This window comes from Variovorax sp. M-6 (assembly GCF_052114385.1).
In the GTDB taxonomy this organism is placed as follows: Bacteria; Pseudomonadota; Gammaproteobacteria; order Burkholderiales; family Burkholderiaceae_C; genus Variovorax.
In genome coordinates, this window is the sequence record NZ_JBFREQ010000034.1 from 1 (window position 1) to 15,319 (window position 15,319).

Consider the following 15,319-nt stretch of genomic DNA (forward strand, 5'->3'; position numbering starts at 1 on the left):
TCGGCGTCGGCGAAGCGCATGATGGCTTCCTCGACCCAGCCGCGCCGCGCCGCCGCGAGCAGGCCCAGCGCGGTGCCGACCACCAGCCCGATGCCCACGGCGATCACGCCGACCAGGATCGACGCCCGCGCACCGACCAGCAGCAGCGAGGCGACATCGCGCCCGAAGGCGTCGGTGCCCAGCCAGTGCCGGGCCGAGGGCGCCTGCATCTTGTTGGCCATGTCCATCTCGTAGGGCGACCAGGGCGTCCAGACCAGCGAGACGGCCGCGGCCAGGATCAGCAGCAGGCTCAGGACGGCGCCGATCGTGAAGCTGCGGTGCTGCAGCGCGCGGCGCCAGAAACCAGGCGCGGCCTTGGGCGCGCCTGCGCCCGGGAGTGCGATGGCGCTCATATGTCGCTGGCCTTGATGCGCGGGTCGATCACCGCATAGAGCACATCGACCACGAAGTTGACGAACACCACCAGCGCCGCCAGCAGCATCACGCAGTTGCGCACCACGATCAGGTCGCGGTTGCTGATGGCCTGGAAGATCAGGCGGCCGAGGCCCGGCAGGTAGAACACGTTCTCGATCACGATGGTGCCGGCCAGCAGCTCCGAGAACTGCATGCCCATCACGGTAATGACCGGAATCAGCGCGTTGCGCAGCACGTGCAGCCAGAGCACCGCGCGCTGCGACACGCCCTTGGCGCGCGCGGTGCGCACGAAGTCCTCGCGCATCACCTCGAGCACCGCCGAGCGCGTGATGCGCGCCAGGATCGCGGCCTGCACCACCGCCAGCGACAGCGCGGGCAGCAGCAGCGACTTGAGCCCGCCCAGCACGCCTTCGTCCCAGCCGTCGAAGCCGCCCGCGGAGAACCACTGCAGCTTCACGGAGAACAGGAGGATCAGCAGGATGGCGAACCAGAAGTTGGGAACGGCGATGCCCACCTGCGTCAGGCTCATGAGCCCGACGTCGCCGAGCTTGTTGTGGCGCGCCGCAGCCGTCACGCCGACCACCAGCGCCAGCACGGTCGTGAAGGTCATCGCCAGCACGGCCAGCGGGATGGTGAGCGCGAGCCGCTCCAGGATCAGGTCGAGCACCGGCGAGCCGTAGGCATAGCTGTCGCCGAGGTTGCCGGTCAGCAGGCCGCCGATCCAGTGCCAGTAGCGCGTCCAGGCCGGCTGGTCCAGGCCCAGCTTGGTGGCCAGTGCGGCCACCGCGTCGGGCGAGGCGTCCGGGCCCATGAGCATCTGCGCGGCGTTGCCGGGCAGGATTTCAAGGACCAGGAACACGATGACCGAAGCGCCGATCAGCGTCCCGACCAGCGTGGCCAGGCGCTTGAGCAGGAAGAGTCCCATCTCAGTCCCTCACCGAGAGCTTCTTCATCCGATGCAGCTTGCGATGGCGCGGCCGACGTCCACCGTGGTCGCGGTGCCACCCATGTCCCGGGTCCGGGGACCGTCGGTCAGCACGGTCTCGATGGCGGCGAGGATCGACGCCGAGGCTTGCGCATAGACACTGTCGCCGTTGCCCAGGTGGTCCAGCATCAAGGCGGCGGACCAGATCTGGCCGATCGGATTGGCCACGCCCTTGCCGGCGATGTCGGGCGCGGAGCCGTGCACCGGCTCGAACAGCGACGGGAAGCGGCGCTCGGGATTCAGGTTGGCGGACGGCGCGATGCCGATGGTGCCGGTGCAGGCGGGGCCGAGGTCGGACAGGATGTCGCCGAAGAGGTTGGAGGCCACGACCACGTCGAACCAGTCGGGATGCTGCACGAAGTGCGCGCACAGGATGTCGATGTGGAACTTGCTGGTCGCGATGTCGGGATAGCGCCGGGCCATTTCCGCCAGCCGCTCGTCCCAGTACGGCATGGTGACCGAGATGCCGTTCGACTTGGTGGCCGCCACGAGGTTCTTGCGCGGCCGCTTGCTGGCGAGCTCGTAGGCGTAGTGAAGGATCCGGTCGACCCCGACGCGCGTGAACACGGCTTCCTGGATCGCCATTTCGCGCGGCGTGCCCTCGAACAGCCGGCCGCCCACCGAGGTGTACTCGCCTTCGGTGTTCTCGCGCACCACGAGGAAATCGATGTCGCCCGGCTTGCGATGCGCGAGCGGCCCCGGCACGCCGGGCATCAGGCGCACCGGGCGCAGGTTCACGTACTGGTCGAACTCCCGGCGAATCTTGATCAGCAGGCCCCAGACCGCGACGTGGTCGGGCACCTTGTCCGGCGCACCCACCGCGCCGAAATAGATCGCGTCGTGGCCCCCGATGCGCTCGGCCCAGTCCGCGGGCATCATCAGCCCGTGCCGGACGTAGTGGTCGGAGCCCCAGTCGAAATGGTCGAAGCCGAACTCGATGCCGAAGCGGCGACCCACGGCGTCGAGCACGCGCAGACCTTCGGGCACCACTTCGATTCCGATGCCATCCCCCGGGACGACGGCGATTCTGTGTTTTCTTTGCATCGATCAAGCACCCGCTTCAAAACTGTTTCGATTCCAGCGCCCGCGAATGTGACACGGGCATTTCTCGAAGAAGTCTAGAACTCGGGCCGCGCCGCCCGATCGGGGTTGATACGTACTTTGCCTTGCCAAAATAAGAAGGCCATCGAGCAGGGTCTTCCAATGAAAGATCGCCTCCTGGCGGTAGAAAAATGGGGTTTGCCTTCTCTCTATTAGAAGGCTCGGTCGGGCCCGGGCCGCCTATTCAGGGGGTGACGACTCTTGCGCCGAGCGCGCGGCGGCCGCCCGGGCGCGCCTCGCGATGAGCAGCGCATAGACGACCGCGTTGAGCAGCGCGACCCCGACGCCCGACGCGACCTGGACCGGTCGCGTCAGTCCTTCCGGATAGATCGTGCCGAGCAGGTAGTGGTCGATGAACCCGCCGCTGTAGCCCGCCTCGCCGGCGCTGCGGCGTAACGCGATCTCGAGCGGGGTCAGCGGACAATCCCAGCCTGTCACCGCCACGCAGGCGGCCCAGGCGACCGCGGGGAGGTGCAGCCAGGCGAGCCTCGGCCAGCGCCACACCAGCAGGCCGCCCAGCACCGCGAACAGGATGAACAGGCCGTGCAGCAGCAGCACGGCGTCGGCCAGCAGGCGGTCGGTCATTCCCATGGAAGGGCATGCTAACGGTGGTTGGAAGGACTTCAGGATGCAGCTTGGCAGCAGACGGCCTGTGCGGTGCTTTGCCGCGCACCTGCTTGCCCTCCCCGCGGCAACCCACCTGCAGGCTTGCAAAAGCGCAGTCAATGCCTAAAATTGCTAGCAAACTCAAGGAGTGACAGCAATGTCCACAATCACCGTTCGCGATATTCCCGAGGAGGCACACGCGGCCCTCAAGGTCATGGCCGCCACTGCGCAGACGGGCGGTCGGCGCAGCGTGGAAGGTTTCGCCCGAACACTGCTGGTCGAGGCGACTCGCCGCAGGGGGCCGGGTCTGGGTAGCCAGCTCCTTGCCATTGGCCGCCAGTTCCACGCCAGCCTGGCCGCGGCGGGAGAGAGCATGGGGAACGAGGAGATGGACGCCTTGTTCAAGCGATCGGGCGAGCAAGGCGAACCGGCGACGTTTGAATGATCCTGCTCGACACGAACGTTCTGTCCGAGCCGCTCAAACCTGAACCCGCGCCGGCCGTCATTGCCTGGTTGGACAGCCAGGCGGTCGACCAACTGTGCATCAGCGCCGTCACTGTCATGGAAATGCTCGATGGCGCGGCCCGGCTGGACGTGGGTGCCCGCAGGCTGCGTCTGGAGGAGGCCATCAACAGCCTGCTCCCGCGATTCCGATGCCTGCCGTTTGACGAGTTCGCCGCCCGCAGCTACGCACAGTTGGCGGAAAAAGCCCGCAGGGCCGGGCATGCTGTTTCCATCGGCGACGCCCAGATCGCAGCGACCGCGCATTCAAGCGGCATCGAAGCGGTGGTCACGCGCGACACCGGCCCCTTCGAAGCCATGGGTCTCAAAGTGATCAACCCCTGGACGGCCTGAAACCCAAGTGCCCGGTCGGTCATTCCCATGGAAGGGAATGCTAGCGGGGGTCGGCGGAACTTCAGGATGCAGCCTGGCGGTAGACAGGCTGTTCGGCGCCTTGTCGCGCACCTCCCTGCGGCAACCACCTGCAGGCCAGCAGCGCCAGCAGGACGGCGCCGGCGGCGCAGCCGAAGACGGGTTGCAGCCCGTGCCCCCAGGCGGCCAGCAAGGCCACGCCGGACGCCCCGCCCAGGCTGCGCAGCATGATCGGTGCCGCCGTGGCGATGCCCATGTGCTGCACGGGCGAGACCCGCTGCGCCACCACGGTGACGATCGGAAAGAGCAGTCCCAGGCCGAGGCCCAGCGGCAGCAAGCTCGCCGAAAGCGCCAGCGCGGCATCGGGAAGCCAGCGCAGCACGGCGATCAGCAAGCCGAAGGACAGCAGCATCAGCATGCAGGCTTTCCGCGCCAGCGCACCGGCCGGCATCTGCGCACGCAGCAGCTTGCCGCTGGTCACGGCGGCCACCGTCACACCCACCATCAATGGCAGCAGGTGCCAGGCCGATGCCGTGGGCGACAGGTGCAGGCCGATCTGCAGATACTGCGGAAGGAACGCCACCGCCGCGTACAGCGCGACGCCGGTGGTCATTCCGATGAAGCTGACCGCCGCATAGGCCGGGCGGCCGAACAGCGACAGCGGCAGCAAGGGATGTGCCGCCCGGCGCTGCCGCCACAGGAAGCCCAGCGTGAACGTGGCGCCGAGCGTCAACAGCAGCCGGAGCGACACGCGCTCCGGCAGGTTCAGCTTGCCGTGCTGCGTGGCCAGCAGCAGGCTGACGAGCGCACCGGTGAGCAGCACCGCGCCGAGCCAGTCGATGCGAGGACGCGGGCCCTGCTGCGCCGGCGCGGGCTTCGACGGCAAGGTCAGGGCCAGCACGCTCAAGGCCAATGCCGCCAGCGGGACATTCAGCCAGAAAGCCCAGTGCCACGACAAATGCTGCACCAGTGCGCCGCCCACGAGCGGTCCGAACATCGTCGAGACGCCGTAGGCCGCGCCCAGCAAGGCCTGGTAGCGGCCCCGGTCGTCGGGTGCGAACAGGTCGGGCACGGTCAACATGGTCAAGGTCATCAGGCCGCCTCCGCCTGCACCCTGCAGCGCCCGCGCCAGCACCAGCTGGCGCACGTCGTGGCTCGCGCCGCAGGCCAGCGACCCCAGCAGGAACAGGCCAATCGCCAGCAGCAGCATCGGCTTCTTGCCCACCACGTCGGCCAGCCGGCCGTACAGCAGGATGACCACGGTGGCGGCCAGCAGGTAGGCGGAGAAGGCCCACGCCAGCGGCCATCCACCGGCGAGTTCATGCGCCATCACGGGCAGCGCCGTCGAGAGGATGGTCTGGTCCAGCGCGGCCAGGACGAGCGTCAGCACGAGCATGCCAAACGGCAGCAGCATGGATGACTTGGGGTGGTTCTTCATGGAGGTGTGCTTTCGACCGGAGCGAGGGGCGCCAGTGTCGACAGCGGAGTCAGTTTTGTACAGTGCAATGAATCGAACATATGATTTCGTATGGCGAACACATACGACCTCAATCTGCTGACCGCGCTGGACGCCCTGCTGGCCACCGGCAGCGTGACGGCGGCGGCCGCGCGCATGCACCTGAGCACGCCCGCCATGAGCCACACCCTGGCGCGCATCCGCGAAGCCTTCGGCGATCCGATCCTGGTGCGGGCGGGCCGCAAGCTCGTGCCCACGCCGCGCGCCCTGGCACTGGTGGAGCCGGTGCGCGCGCTGCTGGCGCAGGCGCAGGCGCTGCGCGCACCGGTCGACGCGCAAGGCCTGACTTCCGTGCGCCGGCGCTTCGTCGTTCGGGCACCCGAGGGGATCGCGGTGGTGTTCGGGGCCAGCCTGTCGCGTGCGCTGGAGATCGACATGCCGCTGGCCTCCCTGCAGTTCCTGCCCGAGACGCATGTCGACCCGGGAGCCTTGCGCGAAGGGCGGCTCGACCTCGACGTCGGCAGCTTCCGGAGCACCGATCCCGAAACAGAAACCCAGGTCCTGTCGCAGCAAAAGCTGGCGGGAGCCGTCCGCACGGGTCACCCGCTGTTGAAGCTGCGCAAGGGGAATGCGCTGACAGCGCAGCGCTTTGCCGCCGCGCGCCATGTCGGCGTGACACCGCGTTCGGGCGAAGTCTCCGCCGTCGACACGGCGCTGGACGAACTCGGGCTCGAACGGCACGTGGCGCTGTTCGTGCCCAGTTCCTTTTCGGCGCTGATCGCCGCCTCGCGCACCGACCTGGTCGCCAGCGTGTCCGAGCGCACGGCGCGCGGCATGGCGGCCTCGCTCGGACTGCAGGTGTTCGAGCTGCCGGTCTCCGTGCCGTCCGAAACCATGCGCATGGCCTGGCACCCGCGTCAAGGCGCCGACCCGGCGCATCAATGGCTGCGCGAGCGCATGCAGCGGGTGCTCAACGAACCGCGCTGGATCGTTCCGTCGGTCGCATCGCTGACGACGGGGGCGAAGAGGGGCGTCGTCTGAGCGACTAGCGCCCCAGGTCCTTGGCGCTGACCCCGGCGATCCCCCAGTTTTCCTTCGGCACGTCGTGCAGCCAGACGCGCACGTTCTCTTTCGGCGCGCCGACGGCTTCGACGATCGCATGCGTGACCTTTTCGATCAGCGCCCGCTTCTGTTCCTCGCTCCGGCCTTCGATGAGATAGATCTGTGCAAAGGGCATGACCTTCTCCTTCAGACGAAACGCAGGCCGACGCTGCCCAGGCCCTGCACCTTGAGCGTGACTGAATCGCCGGCCTTCACCGCAACCGCCTCGGTGATGCCGCCCGAGAGAATCAGCGTGCCGGCCGGGATCTCCTCGCCTCGCGCACCCAGGTGGTTCGCGAGCATCGCGATGGCCGCGGCCGGATGGCCCAGCACGGCGGCGCCGGCACCGAAGGCGACCGGCTCGCCGTTCTTCTCGAGCACGATGCCGACCGTGCGCAGATCGACCTCGGCCGCCGGCAGCGCACGCCCGCCGACCACGAAGCGCGAGGCGGAGGTGTTGTCGGCCACCACGCTCTTCAAGTCGAACTTGAAGTCGCGGTAGCGGCTGTCGATCACTTCGATGCCGGGCAGCACGAAATCGGTCGCCGCGAGCACCGCGGCGATGTGGCAGCCCGGTCCCTTGAGTGGCGCGCGGGTCACGAACGCGATCTCAGGCTCCACCTTCGGATGGATCAGCTCGGCGATGCGGCATTCGCCGCCTTCGGGCACGGCATAGTTGTCGGCCATGAAGCCGAACACCGGCGTGGTCACGCCCATCTGCTTCATCTTCGCGTGCGAGGTCAGGCCGGCCTTGAGGCCGATGATGCGGTGTCCGCGCGCGATCTTGCGCCGGCGGATTTCGTTCTGGATCGCGTAGGCGTCGTCCCAGTCCATCTGGGGATACTCGTCGGTGATCTTCGGCGTGTCCTGCGCGTTGAGTTCGCAGCTCTCCAGATGCTCGGCGAGGGCCGAGATCGTGTTGCGGTCGAGCTTCATGCGGCCACCTCCTGCGCGGCCACCTTGCGGGCCCGCGCGAGCGTCATCGCCGTGTCCTCGATCATGTCCTCCTGGCCGCCGACCATGCCGCGCCGCCCGAGCTCGACCAGGATCTCGCGCGCCGGCACGCCGTACTTGGCCTCGGCGCGCTTGGCGAACAGCAGGAACGACGAGTAGACGCCCGCGTAGCCCAGCGTCAGCGAGTCGCGGTCGACCCGGATGATGTGATCCATGATCGGCACCACGCGGTCTTCTGCGACGTCCTGGATGCGGAAGACATCCACTCCCGTCTCGATGCCCATGCGGTCGCACACCGCGATGAAGACCTCCATCGGCGTGTTGCCGGCGCCCGCGCCCAGCCCTGCGGCCGCGGCGTCGATGCGGTTGGCCCCCGCCTCGACCGCGGCGATGGAATTGGCGACGCCCATCGCCAGGTTGTGATGGCCGTGGAAGCCGAGTTCGGTTGCGGGCTTCAAGGCCGCGCGTACCGCGCCGACGCGCGCCTTCACGTCGTCGGGAAGCATGTAGCCGGCGGAGTCGGTCACGTAGATGCAGTTGGCGCCGTAGCTTTCCATGAGCAGCGCCTGGCTCACGAGCTTCTCGGGGCTGGCCATGTGCGCCATCATCAGGAAGCCCACGGTGTCCATCTCGAGCTTGCGCGCCATCGCGATGTGCTGCTCCGACACGTCGGCCTCGGTGCAATGGGTGGCGACGCGCACCGTGTGTACGCCCACGCCGTGCGCCATGCGCAGGTGATCGACCGTGCCGATGCCGGGAATCAGCAGCGCCGAGACCTTGGCCTTTCTCATCAGCGGGACCACGGCGCCCAGGTATTCCTCGTCGCTGTGGGCCGGAAAGCCGTAGTTGACCGAGCTGCCGCCCAGCCCGTCGCCGTGCGTCACTTCGATCAGCGGGACGCCGGCTTCGTCCAGGCCGGTGGCGATGTGGCGCATCTGGTCGAGCGTCATGAGGTGGCGCTTGGGGTGCATGCCGTCGCGCAGCGTCATGTCGTGGACGGTGACGCGTTTTCCTTCGAGATTCATCGGGGCCTCCTAGGCTGCAACGGTTTCGGGGTGGCGTTCGCCGGCCAGCATCGCCTCGGCGAAAAGCTCCGCCGTGCGCGCCGCGGCGGCGGTCATGATGTCGAGGTTGCCCGCGTACTTGGGCAGGTAGTCGCCCAGCCCCTCGACTTCAAGGTAGATCGACACGCGCTTGCCGTCGAACACGGGCCCGTTCACGAGCTTGTAGCCCGGCACGTACTTCTGCACCTCGGCGATCATCCTGTGCACCGAGGCCGTGATACGCGCCTGGTCGGGCTCGTCCTCGGTCAGGCAGTGCACGGTGTCGCGCATGATCAGCGGCGGCTCGGCGGGGTTGACGATGATGATGGCCTTGCCCTTGGCTGCCCCTCCGACCTGCTCCACCGCGCCGGCCGTCGTGCGGGTGAACTCGTCGATGTTCCTGCGCGTGCCGGGGCCGACCGAACGGCTCGACACGGTCGCGACGATCTCGCCGTAGGCCACGCCCTGCACCTGCGAGACCGCGGCCACCATCGGGATCGTGGCCTGCCCGCCGCAGGTGACCATGTTGACGTTCATCGGCGCGTCGCGCAGCAGGTCCTTCAGGTTGACCGGCGGCACGCAGAACGGCCCGATCGCCGCTGGCGTGAGGTCGATCATCCGCACGCCGAGCGCGCTCAGCTTGCGCGAGTTCTCGGCATGCACATAGGCGCTGGTGGCGTCGAAGGCGATGCGGATGCCGTCGGCCTCCACGTGCGGCAGCAGGCCGTCGACACCTTCGGCGGTGGTCTTGAGTCCCATCTCGCGGGCCCGCTGCAGGCCGTCGGACGCGGGGTCGATGCCGACCATCCACACGGGTTCGAGCAGCGGGCTGCGCTGCAGCTTCGCCAGCAGATCGGTGCCGATGTTGCCGGGCCCGATCAGGGCGCACTTGATCTTCTTCATGGGTGTGTGTCCTTCAGTGAAAGCGGACCGAGCAGCCGCCGAGGCCGCCGATGGAAACGCGGAAGTTGTCGCCCGCCGCGGCCGGGAACATGGCGGCCAGCGCGCCCGACAGGATGACTTCGCCCGCCTTCAGGCCGATGCCCAGCTTGCCGAGCGTGTTGGCGAGCCAAGCGACGGCATTGACGGGCGATCCGAGCGCGGCGGCGCCGGCGCCGGTGGCGATGATTTCGCCGTTCTTCTCGAGGACCATGCCGCAGGTGCCGAGGTCGATCCGGCGCGGATCGACCGCGCTGTCGCCGAGCACGAAGACGCCGCAGGAGGCGTTGTCGGCCACGGTGTCGGCGATCTTGATCTTCCAGTCGCGGATGCGCGAATCGACGATCTCGAAGCAGGGCATGACGCATTCGGTGGCCGCCAGCACGTCGGCGTTGCCGATGCCCGGGCCCATCAGGTCGCGCTTGAGGAGGAAGGCGATCTCGCCCTCGGCTTTGGGCTGGATCAGCGTCCTGCTGTCGATGGATTCGCCTTCGCCGACGATCATGCCGTCGAGCAGGTAGCCGAAGTCGGGCTGGAAGACGCCGAGCATGTTCATCACGGCGCGCGAAGTGACGCCGATCTTCTTGCCGACAATGCGCTCGCCGGCGTCGAGCCGGCGCGCGATCATGCGCTGCTGCACGTGGTAGGCGTCCTCGATGGTGATGCCTTCATGCCGGTTGGTGAGGGGCTCCACGACCTGGCGGTCGCGCAGCGCGGCGTAGAGCTCGTCGCCGAGCCGGTGGATGAGTGGGGTGTCCATGGTGAGCGTTCGAAGGGTGAAATCAGTCGGCCTCGGCGAGGAAGTCGCCGACCAGCCGTGCGAAGCGGGCGCTGTGCTCGATCTGCGTCCAGTGGCCGCAGCGGCCGAACACGTGCAGCTGGCTGTTCGGAATCCAGTCGGCCAGGGTCAGCGAGGTGGCGAGCGGAATCACCTGGTCCTCGCGGCCGTGGATCAGCAGCGTCTCGTGCGGCAAGGCGCGGATCGCCGCTTCCGGACTCGCCATGGCGTCGACCCAGCGCTGGCGCGGCGCCGGGAACATCGCGCCGAAGGACTCCTGGAAGCCGGGCCGGATGCTGGCCTCGTAGCGCAGCTGCGCCAGTTCGTCGGTGACCAGCGCGCGGTCGTGGGCGAACACGTCCATGATGCGGCGCATGTTCTCGAACGACGGCGTGTAGCCCCACACGGCATCGAGCCCGGGTGTGATCGCGAAGGGCACGCCCACGCTGCCCATCAGCACCAGCCGGCGAACCCGATGCGGGGCTCGAATCGCGAGTGCGAGCGACAAGGCGCCGCCGAACGAATTGCCCACCACGTCGGCGCGTTCGATGTCCAGCGCATCGAGCAGATCGGTCGCCTGCCGAACCCAGGTGTCCATCGTGTAGGCGATGCCGGGCGGACGGTCGGTGTAGCCGAAGCCCGCCATGTCGGGTGCGAGGACGCGCCGCGTCTTCGCAAGCTCCGGCATCACGAGGCGCCAGTTGGCCCAGGCGCTGACGCCCGGACCCGAGCCGTGGATGAAGAGGACTGGCGCGCCCTCCCCCATGTCGTGCACGTTGGTCTCGAAGGCGCCGGTGCGAATTCGCTGCCCGATCTCCGGATTGCTCACGGCCGTCCGCTCCTCACAGCTTGATGCAGACATTGCGAAGTTCCGTATAGAACTCGAGCGAGTGCACACCGCCCTCGCGGCCGATGCCCGAGGCCTTGGCGCCGCCGAAGGCGGTTCGCAGGTCGCGCAGGAACCAGCTGTTGATCCAGCAGATGCCGACCTCGATCTGCTTCGCGACGCGATGCGCCCGGCCCAGGTTCTCGGTCCACACCGTGGTGGCGAGGCCGTAATCGGTGGCGTTGGCCAGCGCGACGGCTTCTTCCTCGGTGTCGAAGGGCGCGATGTGGCAGCACGGGCCGAAGATCTCTTCGCGGATGACGGCGGCCGTCTCGGGCAGACCGGTCCAGATCGTCGGCTGCACCCAGTGGCCTTCGGCCAGCGCGCCCTTCATTTGCGGAATGCCACCGCCGGTGACCACGGCGGCGCCCTCGTCCTTCGCCTTCTGGTAGTAGGAGAGCACCTTCTGCTGGTGTTCGCGCGAGATCAGCGGTCCGAGGTTCACGCCGGCCTCCTCCGAGGGCCCGAGCTTCAGCGCTTCCGCCTTGCCCTTCAATGCGGCGACGAACTTGTCGAAGATCGGCCGCTGCACATAGACGCGCTCGGTGCCCAGGCAGACCTGGCCGCAGTTCTCGAACACCGATCGCGTGATGCCGGCCACCGCCTTCTCGAAATCGGCATCGGCGAAGACGATGCCCGCGTTCTTGCCGCCGAGCTCGAAAGACACCGGCCGCACGCCCTTCGCCGCCGCGGCCATGATCGCTTCGCCGGTGCGGGTCTCGCCCGTGAAGGTGATCCCGTCGACACCGGGATGCGTCGTCAGGAACTCGCCGGCCGACTGTGGCCCGAAGCCATGCACCACGTTGTAGACGCCGGGCGGGATGCCGACCGCGTTCATCACCTCGCCGAGCAGCGTGGCGGTGGCCGGCGTTTCTTCCGAGGGCTTGACGATCACGGTATTGCCGCAGGCCAGCGCCGGCCCGACCTTCCAGGTCATGAGCAGCAACGGCAGGTTCCACGGACAGACCACGCCGATCACGCCCAGCGGCGAACGGATCGCGTAGTTGAGCGCCTGGCCGCCGTCGGGCGTGGTGGTTTCGAAGCTTTCGGTCGGGACGTTCTTGACGATGTCCGCGAAGACCTTGAAGTTCGCCGCGCCGCGCGGGATGTCGATGTGCGAGGCCAGCGAATGCGGCTTGCCGGTGTCGGCCATCTCGGCGGCCAGGAAGTCGTCGAAGCGGCGGTTGATCTCGTCGGCCACCGCGTGCAGCAGCTCGACCCGCCGGCCCACGCTCATGCGGCCCCACTCGCCCTGGAGCGCCGCACGGGCCGCGCGCACGGCCGCATCGACCTCGGCGGCGCCGGCTTCGTGGACGCGGCCGAGCAGCCGGTTGTCGGCCGGCGCGCGGTTGTCGAAAGTCTTCGACGTGGCGACGAAGTCGCCATTGATGAAATTGAGGAATTGCTTCACGGCGAGTCCTTCAGGTCACCACGGAGAGGAAGTTCTCGTTGAGCTTGCGGTCGTGATAGAAGATCGCGCGCCCCAGCTCGTCGTCGGTCCAGGTCAGCGGCGGCTTGTCCGGGTAGAACACGTAGCCGCCCGAGAACACCTCGTTGCGGTTGCCGCTCGGATCGAAGAAGTAGATCGTCTCGCCGCGCGTGATGCCGTGCCGGGTCGGCCCGATGTCCAGCGAGACGCGCTTCTTGGTGATGATGTCGGCCGCCTTGAGCACTTCGCCCCAGTTGTCGAGCAGGAACGAGGCGTGGTGGAACTTGTTCTTCTCCGGATGGCGGATGAAGGCGATGTCGTGCGGCTTGGTCGAACAGGTCAGGAAGGCGGCGATCGCCATGCGCTCGGGACCGGCCACCACGCTTTCGGCCAATGCGAAACCCAGCACCTCGGTGAAGAGCTTGATGGTGCCGTCGAGGTCGTCGCCATACAGCAGGCAGTGGTCGAAGCGCGAGGGCGCCATGCCCTTGAGATCGTCCGGGGAGATCTCCGGGTTCTCGTAGGGCATGCCGTTGCCGACCTTCTCCTTCTCGGCGAAGAGCTCGATCGAGTGGCCGGTCGGCACCGTGAAGCGGAAGCGCTTGCCGGTCCGGAGGTGCTCGCCGGCCGCGATCCATTGCATGTCGGTCGCCAGCCCGCTGGTCTTGAGGTCGTCCGCCAGCTTCTCGAGCGTGGCCGGCGTGTCGACCCGAAAGCCCATGAAGTCCATGCCGGCCGTGTCGGCCTCGCGCAGCACCACGCTGTGGTGGTCGTGCTCGTCCCAGGCCTTGAGGTAGATGCGGCCTTGCGCGTCGCGCGCGGTTTCGATCAGGCCCAGCACGTCGCGGTAGTGCTTGAGGGCCGCTTCCAGGTCGAGCACGCGCAGTTGAACGTGGCCCGGTCGCAGTACGCCAGTGAGTGCCATGGGGAGTCTCCTTCGGTGGTTGAAGTTCAGGTGGGGGAACGGGAAATCGTGAAATGGCGCTCGATGCAGCGCGCCATCCTCGCGACCGCATGCAGCTGCAGGTCGCTCTGTGGGTAGGCCCGGCAGGCGAGCACGTAGCCGTCGGCCTCTTCGTCGGCGCTGATGTGGCTGCGGCTCATGCGCTCGCAGCGGGTGCGGCCGGATTCGATGCGCACCTTGCAGATGCCGCAGCCGCCGCCGCGGCAGCCGACCGGGATGCCCTTGCGGCCGAGTTGCTCCATGCCGCCGAGCAGGGTCTGGTCGGTGCGGCAGGCATAGCGCTCCTGCGTGTTGCCGATCGCGACCGAGAAGCAGGGAACTTGTTCCATCTCACAATGCCTTGAACAGCGGGCTGCGCGGCGCCGCGGTGGCAGCATCGGCCGCGGTGAAGAACTTCTCGGTGTAGATGTCGCGCTCGAACAGCCGCCCTTGCATCAGGGTCGAGATGCAGGCTTCGGTCATCGGCGGCGGCCCGCACAGATAAGCCTTGTGGCCGCGGAAGTCGTTCGCGAAGTGCGCCTTCAGCGCCTCGTGGGCGTAGCCGCGCGCGCCGGTCCATTCGGCGTCGGCCGGCAGGTCGGACAGCACAGGGACATAGCTGAAGTTGGGATGCCGCTCCGCCAGCCCCTCGAAGACGTCGCTGAAATACAGCTCGTCGAGGTTGCGCGCGCCCTGGATCAAGGTGATCGGAAGCCGGCAGCCCTCGTTCAGCAGATCCAGCACCATCGACTTCGGGCTCGACAGCCCCGACCCGCCCGCCACGAAGATCATCGGCAGCCGCGCCGACTTGCGCACGAAGAAGCGGCCGTTGGGCGCCGTGAAGCGCAGCCGCTGGCCCACCTGCAGCTCGTCGTGCAACCAGCCCGTCGCACGGCCCTGGGGCACGCGGCGGATGTGCAGTTCGATCAGGTCCTCGTGCGGCGCGTTGGCGATCGAGAAGGCACGCTCGCCCTCGACGCCGGGCACGTGCAGCATCACGTACTGGCCGGCCTGGAACGCGGTGGGCGTGCCGGTGCGCAGCCACAGGCCACGGATCGTCGGCGTGAGCATGCGCGCTTCGACCACCTCGGCGTCGAAGTCCTCGAGCGGCAGGAACTGCGCATCGGGGTCTTCGTCGATCTCGGCTTCGATCACCAGGTCGCCCTGCGCCATGGCGCAGCACGCGAGGATCTTCCCTTCGTCGCGCTCGAAGTCCATCAGCGCGAAATTCGAAGCCTCACCGTGATCGCATTCGCCCTCGAGCACCTGCACCTTGCAGGTGCCGCAGACGCCGTGGCCGCAGGCGTGGGGCAGCCACACGCCGGCGCGCAGGCAGGCGTCGAGCACCGTCTGGCCGTCGCGGGCGGCGATGCCCTGGCCGAGCGGCTCGATCATGATCTGGAAGCTCATGGCGTTTGTCCTCGCGGGCTCAGCTGTGCGAGCCCTTGATGCCCTTCAGGCCGGGCACGCGGAAGCGGATCGCGGACTTGTGGACCAGGCCGTTGTCGGCCAGCGACTTCGCCGCGTCGGGCACGAAGCGCTTGCCCGAGTCGAACCACTGCGCCTCGGCCCAGTCGATCTTCTCGAAGTCGGGATGGCTGCCGTAGACGCCGGGCAGCACATCGGTCAGTAGCGCGCCGAAAGGCATCGCCGCGGGCAGCGGCAGGCACACCGGCGCGCAGAACAGCAGGTGGTCGTCCCAGCCGATGTAGAGAAGGCGGTTGCCATGGAAGCGGTCTTCGCTGTCCGCGACGGTGCCGGTGTAGCCGGGTGCGAGTGCAACAACAGACATGGGGTTCTCCGGTTATGCA

The 15,319-nt window shown here is 67.9% G+C and carries 19 protein-coding genes; 3 read left to right on the plus strand and 16 right to left on the minus strand.

Going from position 1 to position 15,319, the window contains the following annotated elements:
* The 4 genes from AB4Z46_RS28515 to AB4Z46_RS28530 form a co-directional block, all read right to left on the minus strand.
* Positions 1 to 392: ABC transporter permease (locus AB4Z46_RS28515; RefSeq protein ID WP_442286921.1), on the minus strand; the 392-nt coding region annotated here is incomplete at its 3' end.
* Positions 389 to 1,339, minus strand: a complete 951-nt coding sequence (locus tag AB4Z46_RS28520; RefSeq protein ID WP_442286922.1) for an ABC transporter permease — start codon at positions 1,337 to 1,339, stop codon at positions 389 to 391. The genes AB4Z46_RS28515 and AB4Z46_RS28520, both read right to left, overlap by 4 nt.
* 24 nt (positions 1,340 to 1,363) lie before the next feature.
* Positions 1,364 to 2,443, minus strand: a complete 1,080-nt coding sequence (locus AB4Z46_RS28525; RefSeq protein WP_442286923.1) for a tartrate dehydrogenase — start codon at positions 2,441 to 2,443, stop codon at positions 1,364 to 1,366.
* A gap of 237 nt (positions 2,444 to 2,680) precedes the next feature.
* Positions 2,681 to 3,085 (minus strand): DUF2784 domain-containing protein, encoded by a 405-nt coding sequence (locus AB4Z46_RS28530; RefSeq protein WP_442286996.1) that lies wholly within the window; start codon positions 3,083 to 3,085, stop codon positions 2,681 to 2,683.
* Between the two features lie 178 nt (positions 3,086 to 3,263).
* Here AB4Z46_RS28530 and AB4Z46_RS28535 point away from each other — a divergent pair, with 178 nt between their 5' ends.
* Entirely contained in the window at positions 3,264 to 3,551 is a 288-nt protein-coding gene (locus AB4Z46_RS28535) for a FitA-like ribbon-helix-helix domain-containing protein (RefSeq protein WP_442286924.1), read from the plus strand.
* Positions 3,548 to 3,961, plus strand: coding sequence for a type II toxin-antitoxin system VapC family toxin (locus AB4Z46_RS28540; protein ID WP_442286925.1), 414 nt, complete (start codon positions 3,548 to 3,550; stop codon positions 3,959 to 3,961). The genes AB4Z46_RS28535 and AB4Z46_RS28540 overlap by 4 nt, the downstream gene beginning before the upstream one ends.
* A 61-nt stretch (positions 3,962 to 4,022) precedes the next feature.
* Here the strand turns inward: AB4Z46_RS28540 and AB4Z46_RS28545 are convergent, their stop codons facing one another.
* Entirely contained in the window at positions 4,023 to 5,417 is a 1,395-nt protein-coding gene (locus AB4Z46_RS28545; RefSeq protein ID WP_442286926.1) for an MFS transporter, read from the minus strand.
* 90 nt (positions 5,418 to 5,507) lie between these two features.
* Between AB4Z46_RS28545 and AB4Z46_RS28550 the strand changes: the two genes are divergently transcribed.
* Positions 5,508 to 6,476 (plus strand): LysR family transcriptional regulator, encoded by a 969-nt coding sequence (locus tag AB4Z46_RS28550; RefSeq protein ID WP_442286927.1) that lies wholly within the window; start codon positions 5,508 to 5,510, stop codon positions 6,474 to 6,476.
* A 4-nt stretch (positions 6,477 to 6,480) separates the two neighbouring features.
* Here AB4Z46_RS28550 and AB4Z46_RS28555 read toward each other — a convergent pair whose 3' ends face one another.
* From AB4Z46_RS28555 to AB4Z46_RS28605, 11 genes are read right to left on the minus strand one after another with little or no spacing between them, the layout of a single operon-like run.
* Entirely contained in the window at positions 6,481 to 6,672 is a 192-nt protein-coding gene (locus AB4Z46_RS28555; RefSeq protein WP_286526486.1) for a 2-hydroxymuconate tautomerase, read from the minus strand.
* A gap of 11 nt (positions 6,673 to 6,683) precedes the next feature.
* Entirely contained in the window at positions 6,684 to 7,472 is a 789-nt protein-coding gene (dmpH, locus tag AB4Z46_RS28560) for a 2-oxo-3-hexenedioate decarboxylase (RefSeq protein WP_442286928.1), read from the minus strand.
* On the minus strand, positions 7,469 to 8,515 hold the full coding sequence (dmpG, locus tag AB4Z46_RS28565; protein WP_442286929.1) for a 4-hydroxy-2-oxovalerate aldolase: 1,047 nt from the start codon (positions 8,513 to 8,515) through the stop codon (positions 7,469 to 7,471). Before dmpG ends, dmpH begins: the two co-directional genes overlap by 4 nt.
* Before the next feature lie 9 nt (positions 8,516 to 8,524).
* On the minus strand, positions 8,525 to 9,436 hold the full coding sequence (locus AB4Z46_RS28570) for an acetaldehyde dehydrogenase (acetylating) (RefSeq protein ID WP_442286930.1): 912 nt from the start codon (positions 9,434 to 9,436) through the stop codon (positions 8,525 to 8,527).
* A 13-nt stretch (positions 9,437 to 9,449) separates the two neighbouring features.
* Positions 9,450 to 10,232, minus strand: coding sequence for a 2-oxopent-4-enoate hydratase (gene dmpE, locus AB4Z46_RS28575; RefSeq protein ID WP_442286931.1), 783 nt, complete (start codon positions 10,230 to 10,232; stop codon positions 9,450 to 9,452).
* 22 nt (positions 10,233 to 10,254) lie between these two features.
* On the minus strand, positions 10,255 to 11,112 hold the full coding sequence (locus AB4Z46_RS28580; RefSeq protein WP_442286932.1) for an alpha/beta fold hydrolase: 858 nt from the start codon (positions 11,110 to 11,112) through the stop codon (positions 10,255 to 10,257).
* Positions 11,093 to 12,547 (minus strand): 2-hydroxymuconic semialdehyde dehydrogenase, encoded by a 1,455-nt coding sequence (locus AB4Z46_RS28585; RefSeq protein ID WP_442286933.1) that lies wholly within the window; start codon positions 12,545 to 12,547, stop codon positions 11,093 to 11,095. The genes AB4Z46_RS28580 and AB4Z46_RS28585 overlap by 20 nt, the downstream gene beginning before the upstream one ends.
* A gap of 10 nt (positions 12,548 to 12,557) precedes the next feature.
* Entirely contained in the window at positions 12,558 to 13,490 is a 933-nt protein-coding gene (locus AB4Z46_RS28590; RefSeq protein ID WP_442286934.1) for a catechol 2,3-dioxygenase, read from the minus strand.
* 26 nt (positions 13,491 to 13,516) lie between these two features.
* Positions 13,517 to 13,858 carry a 2Fe-2S iron-sulfur cluster-binding protein gene (locus AB4Z46_RS28595; RefSeq protein WP_442286935.1) on the minus strand — a complete coding sequence of 114 codons (342 nt, stop codon included), beginning with the start codon at positions 13,856 to 13,858 and terminating at the stop codon, positions 13,517 to 13,519.
* Between the two features lies 1 nt (position 13,859).
* Positions 13,860 to 14,918, minus strand: coding sequence for an NADH:ubiquinone reductase (Na(+)-transporting) subunit F (locus tag AB4Z46_RS28600; protein WP_442286936.1), 1,059 nt, complete (start codon positions 14,916 to 14,918; stop codon positions 13,860 to 13,862).
* 19 nt (positions 14,919 to 14,937) lie between these two features.
* Positions 14,938 to 15,300: a phenol hydroxylase subunit P4 gene (locus AB4Z46_RS28605; RefSeq protein WP_442286937.1), complete on the minus strand. Its 363-nt coding sequence runs from the start codon at positions 15,298 to 15,300 to the stop codon at positions 14,938 to 14,940.
* Between the last annotated feature and the right edge of the window lie 19 nt (positions 15,301 to 15,319).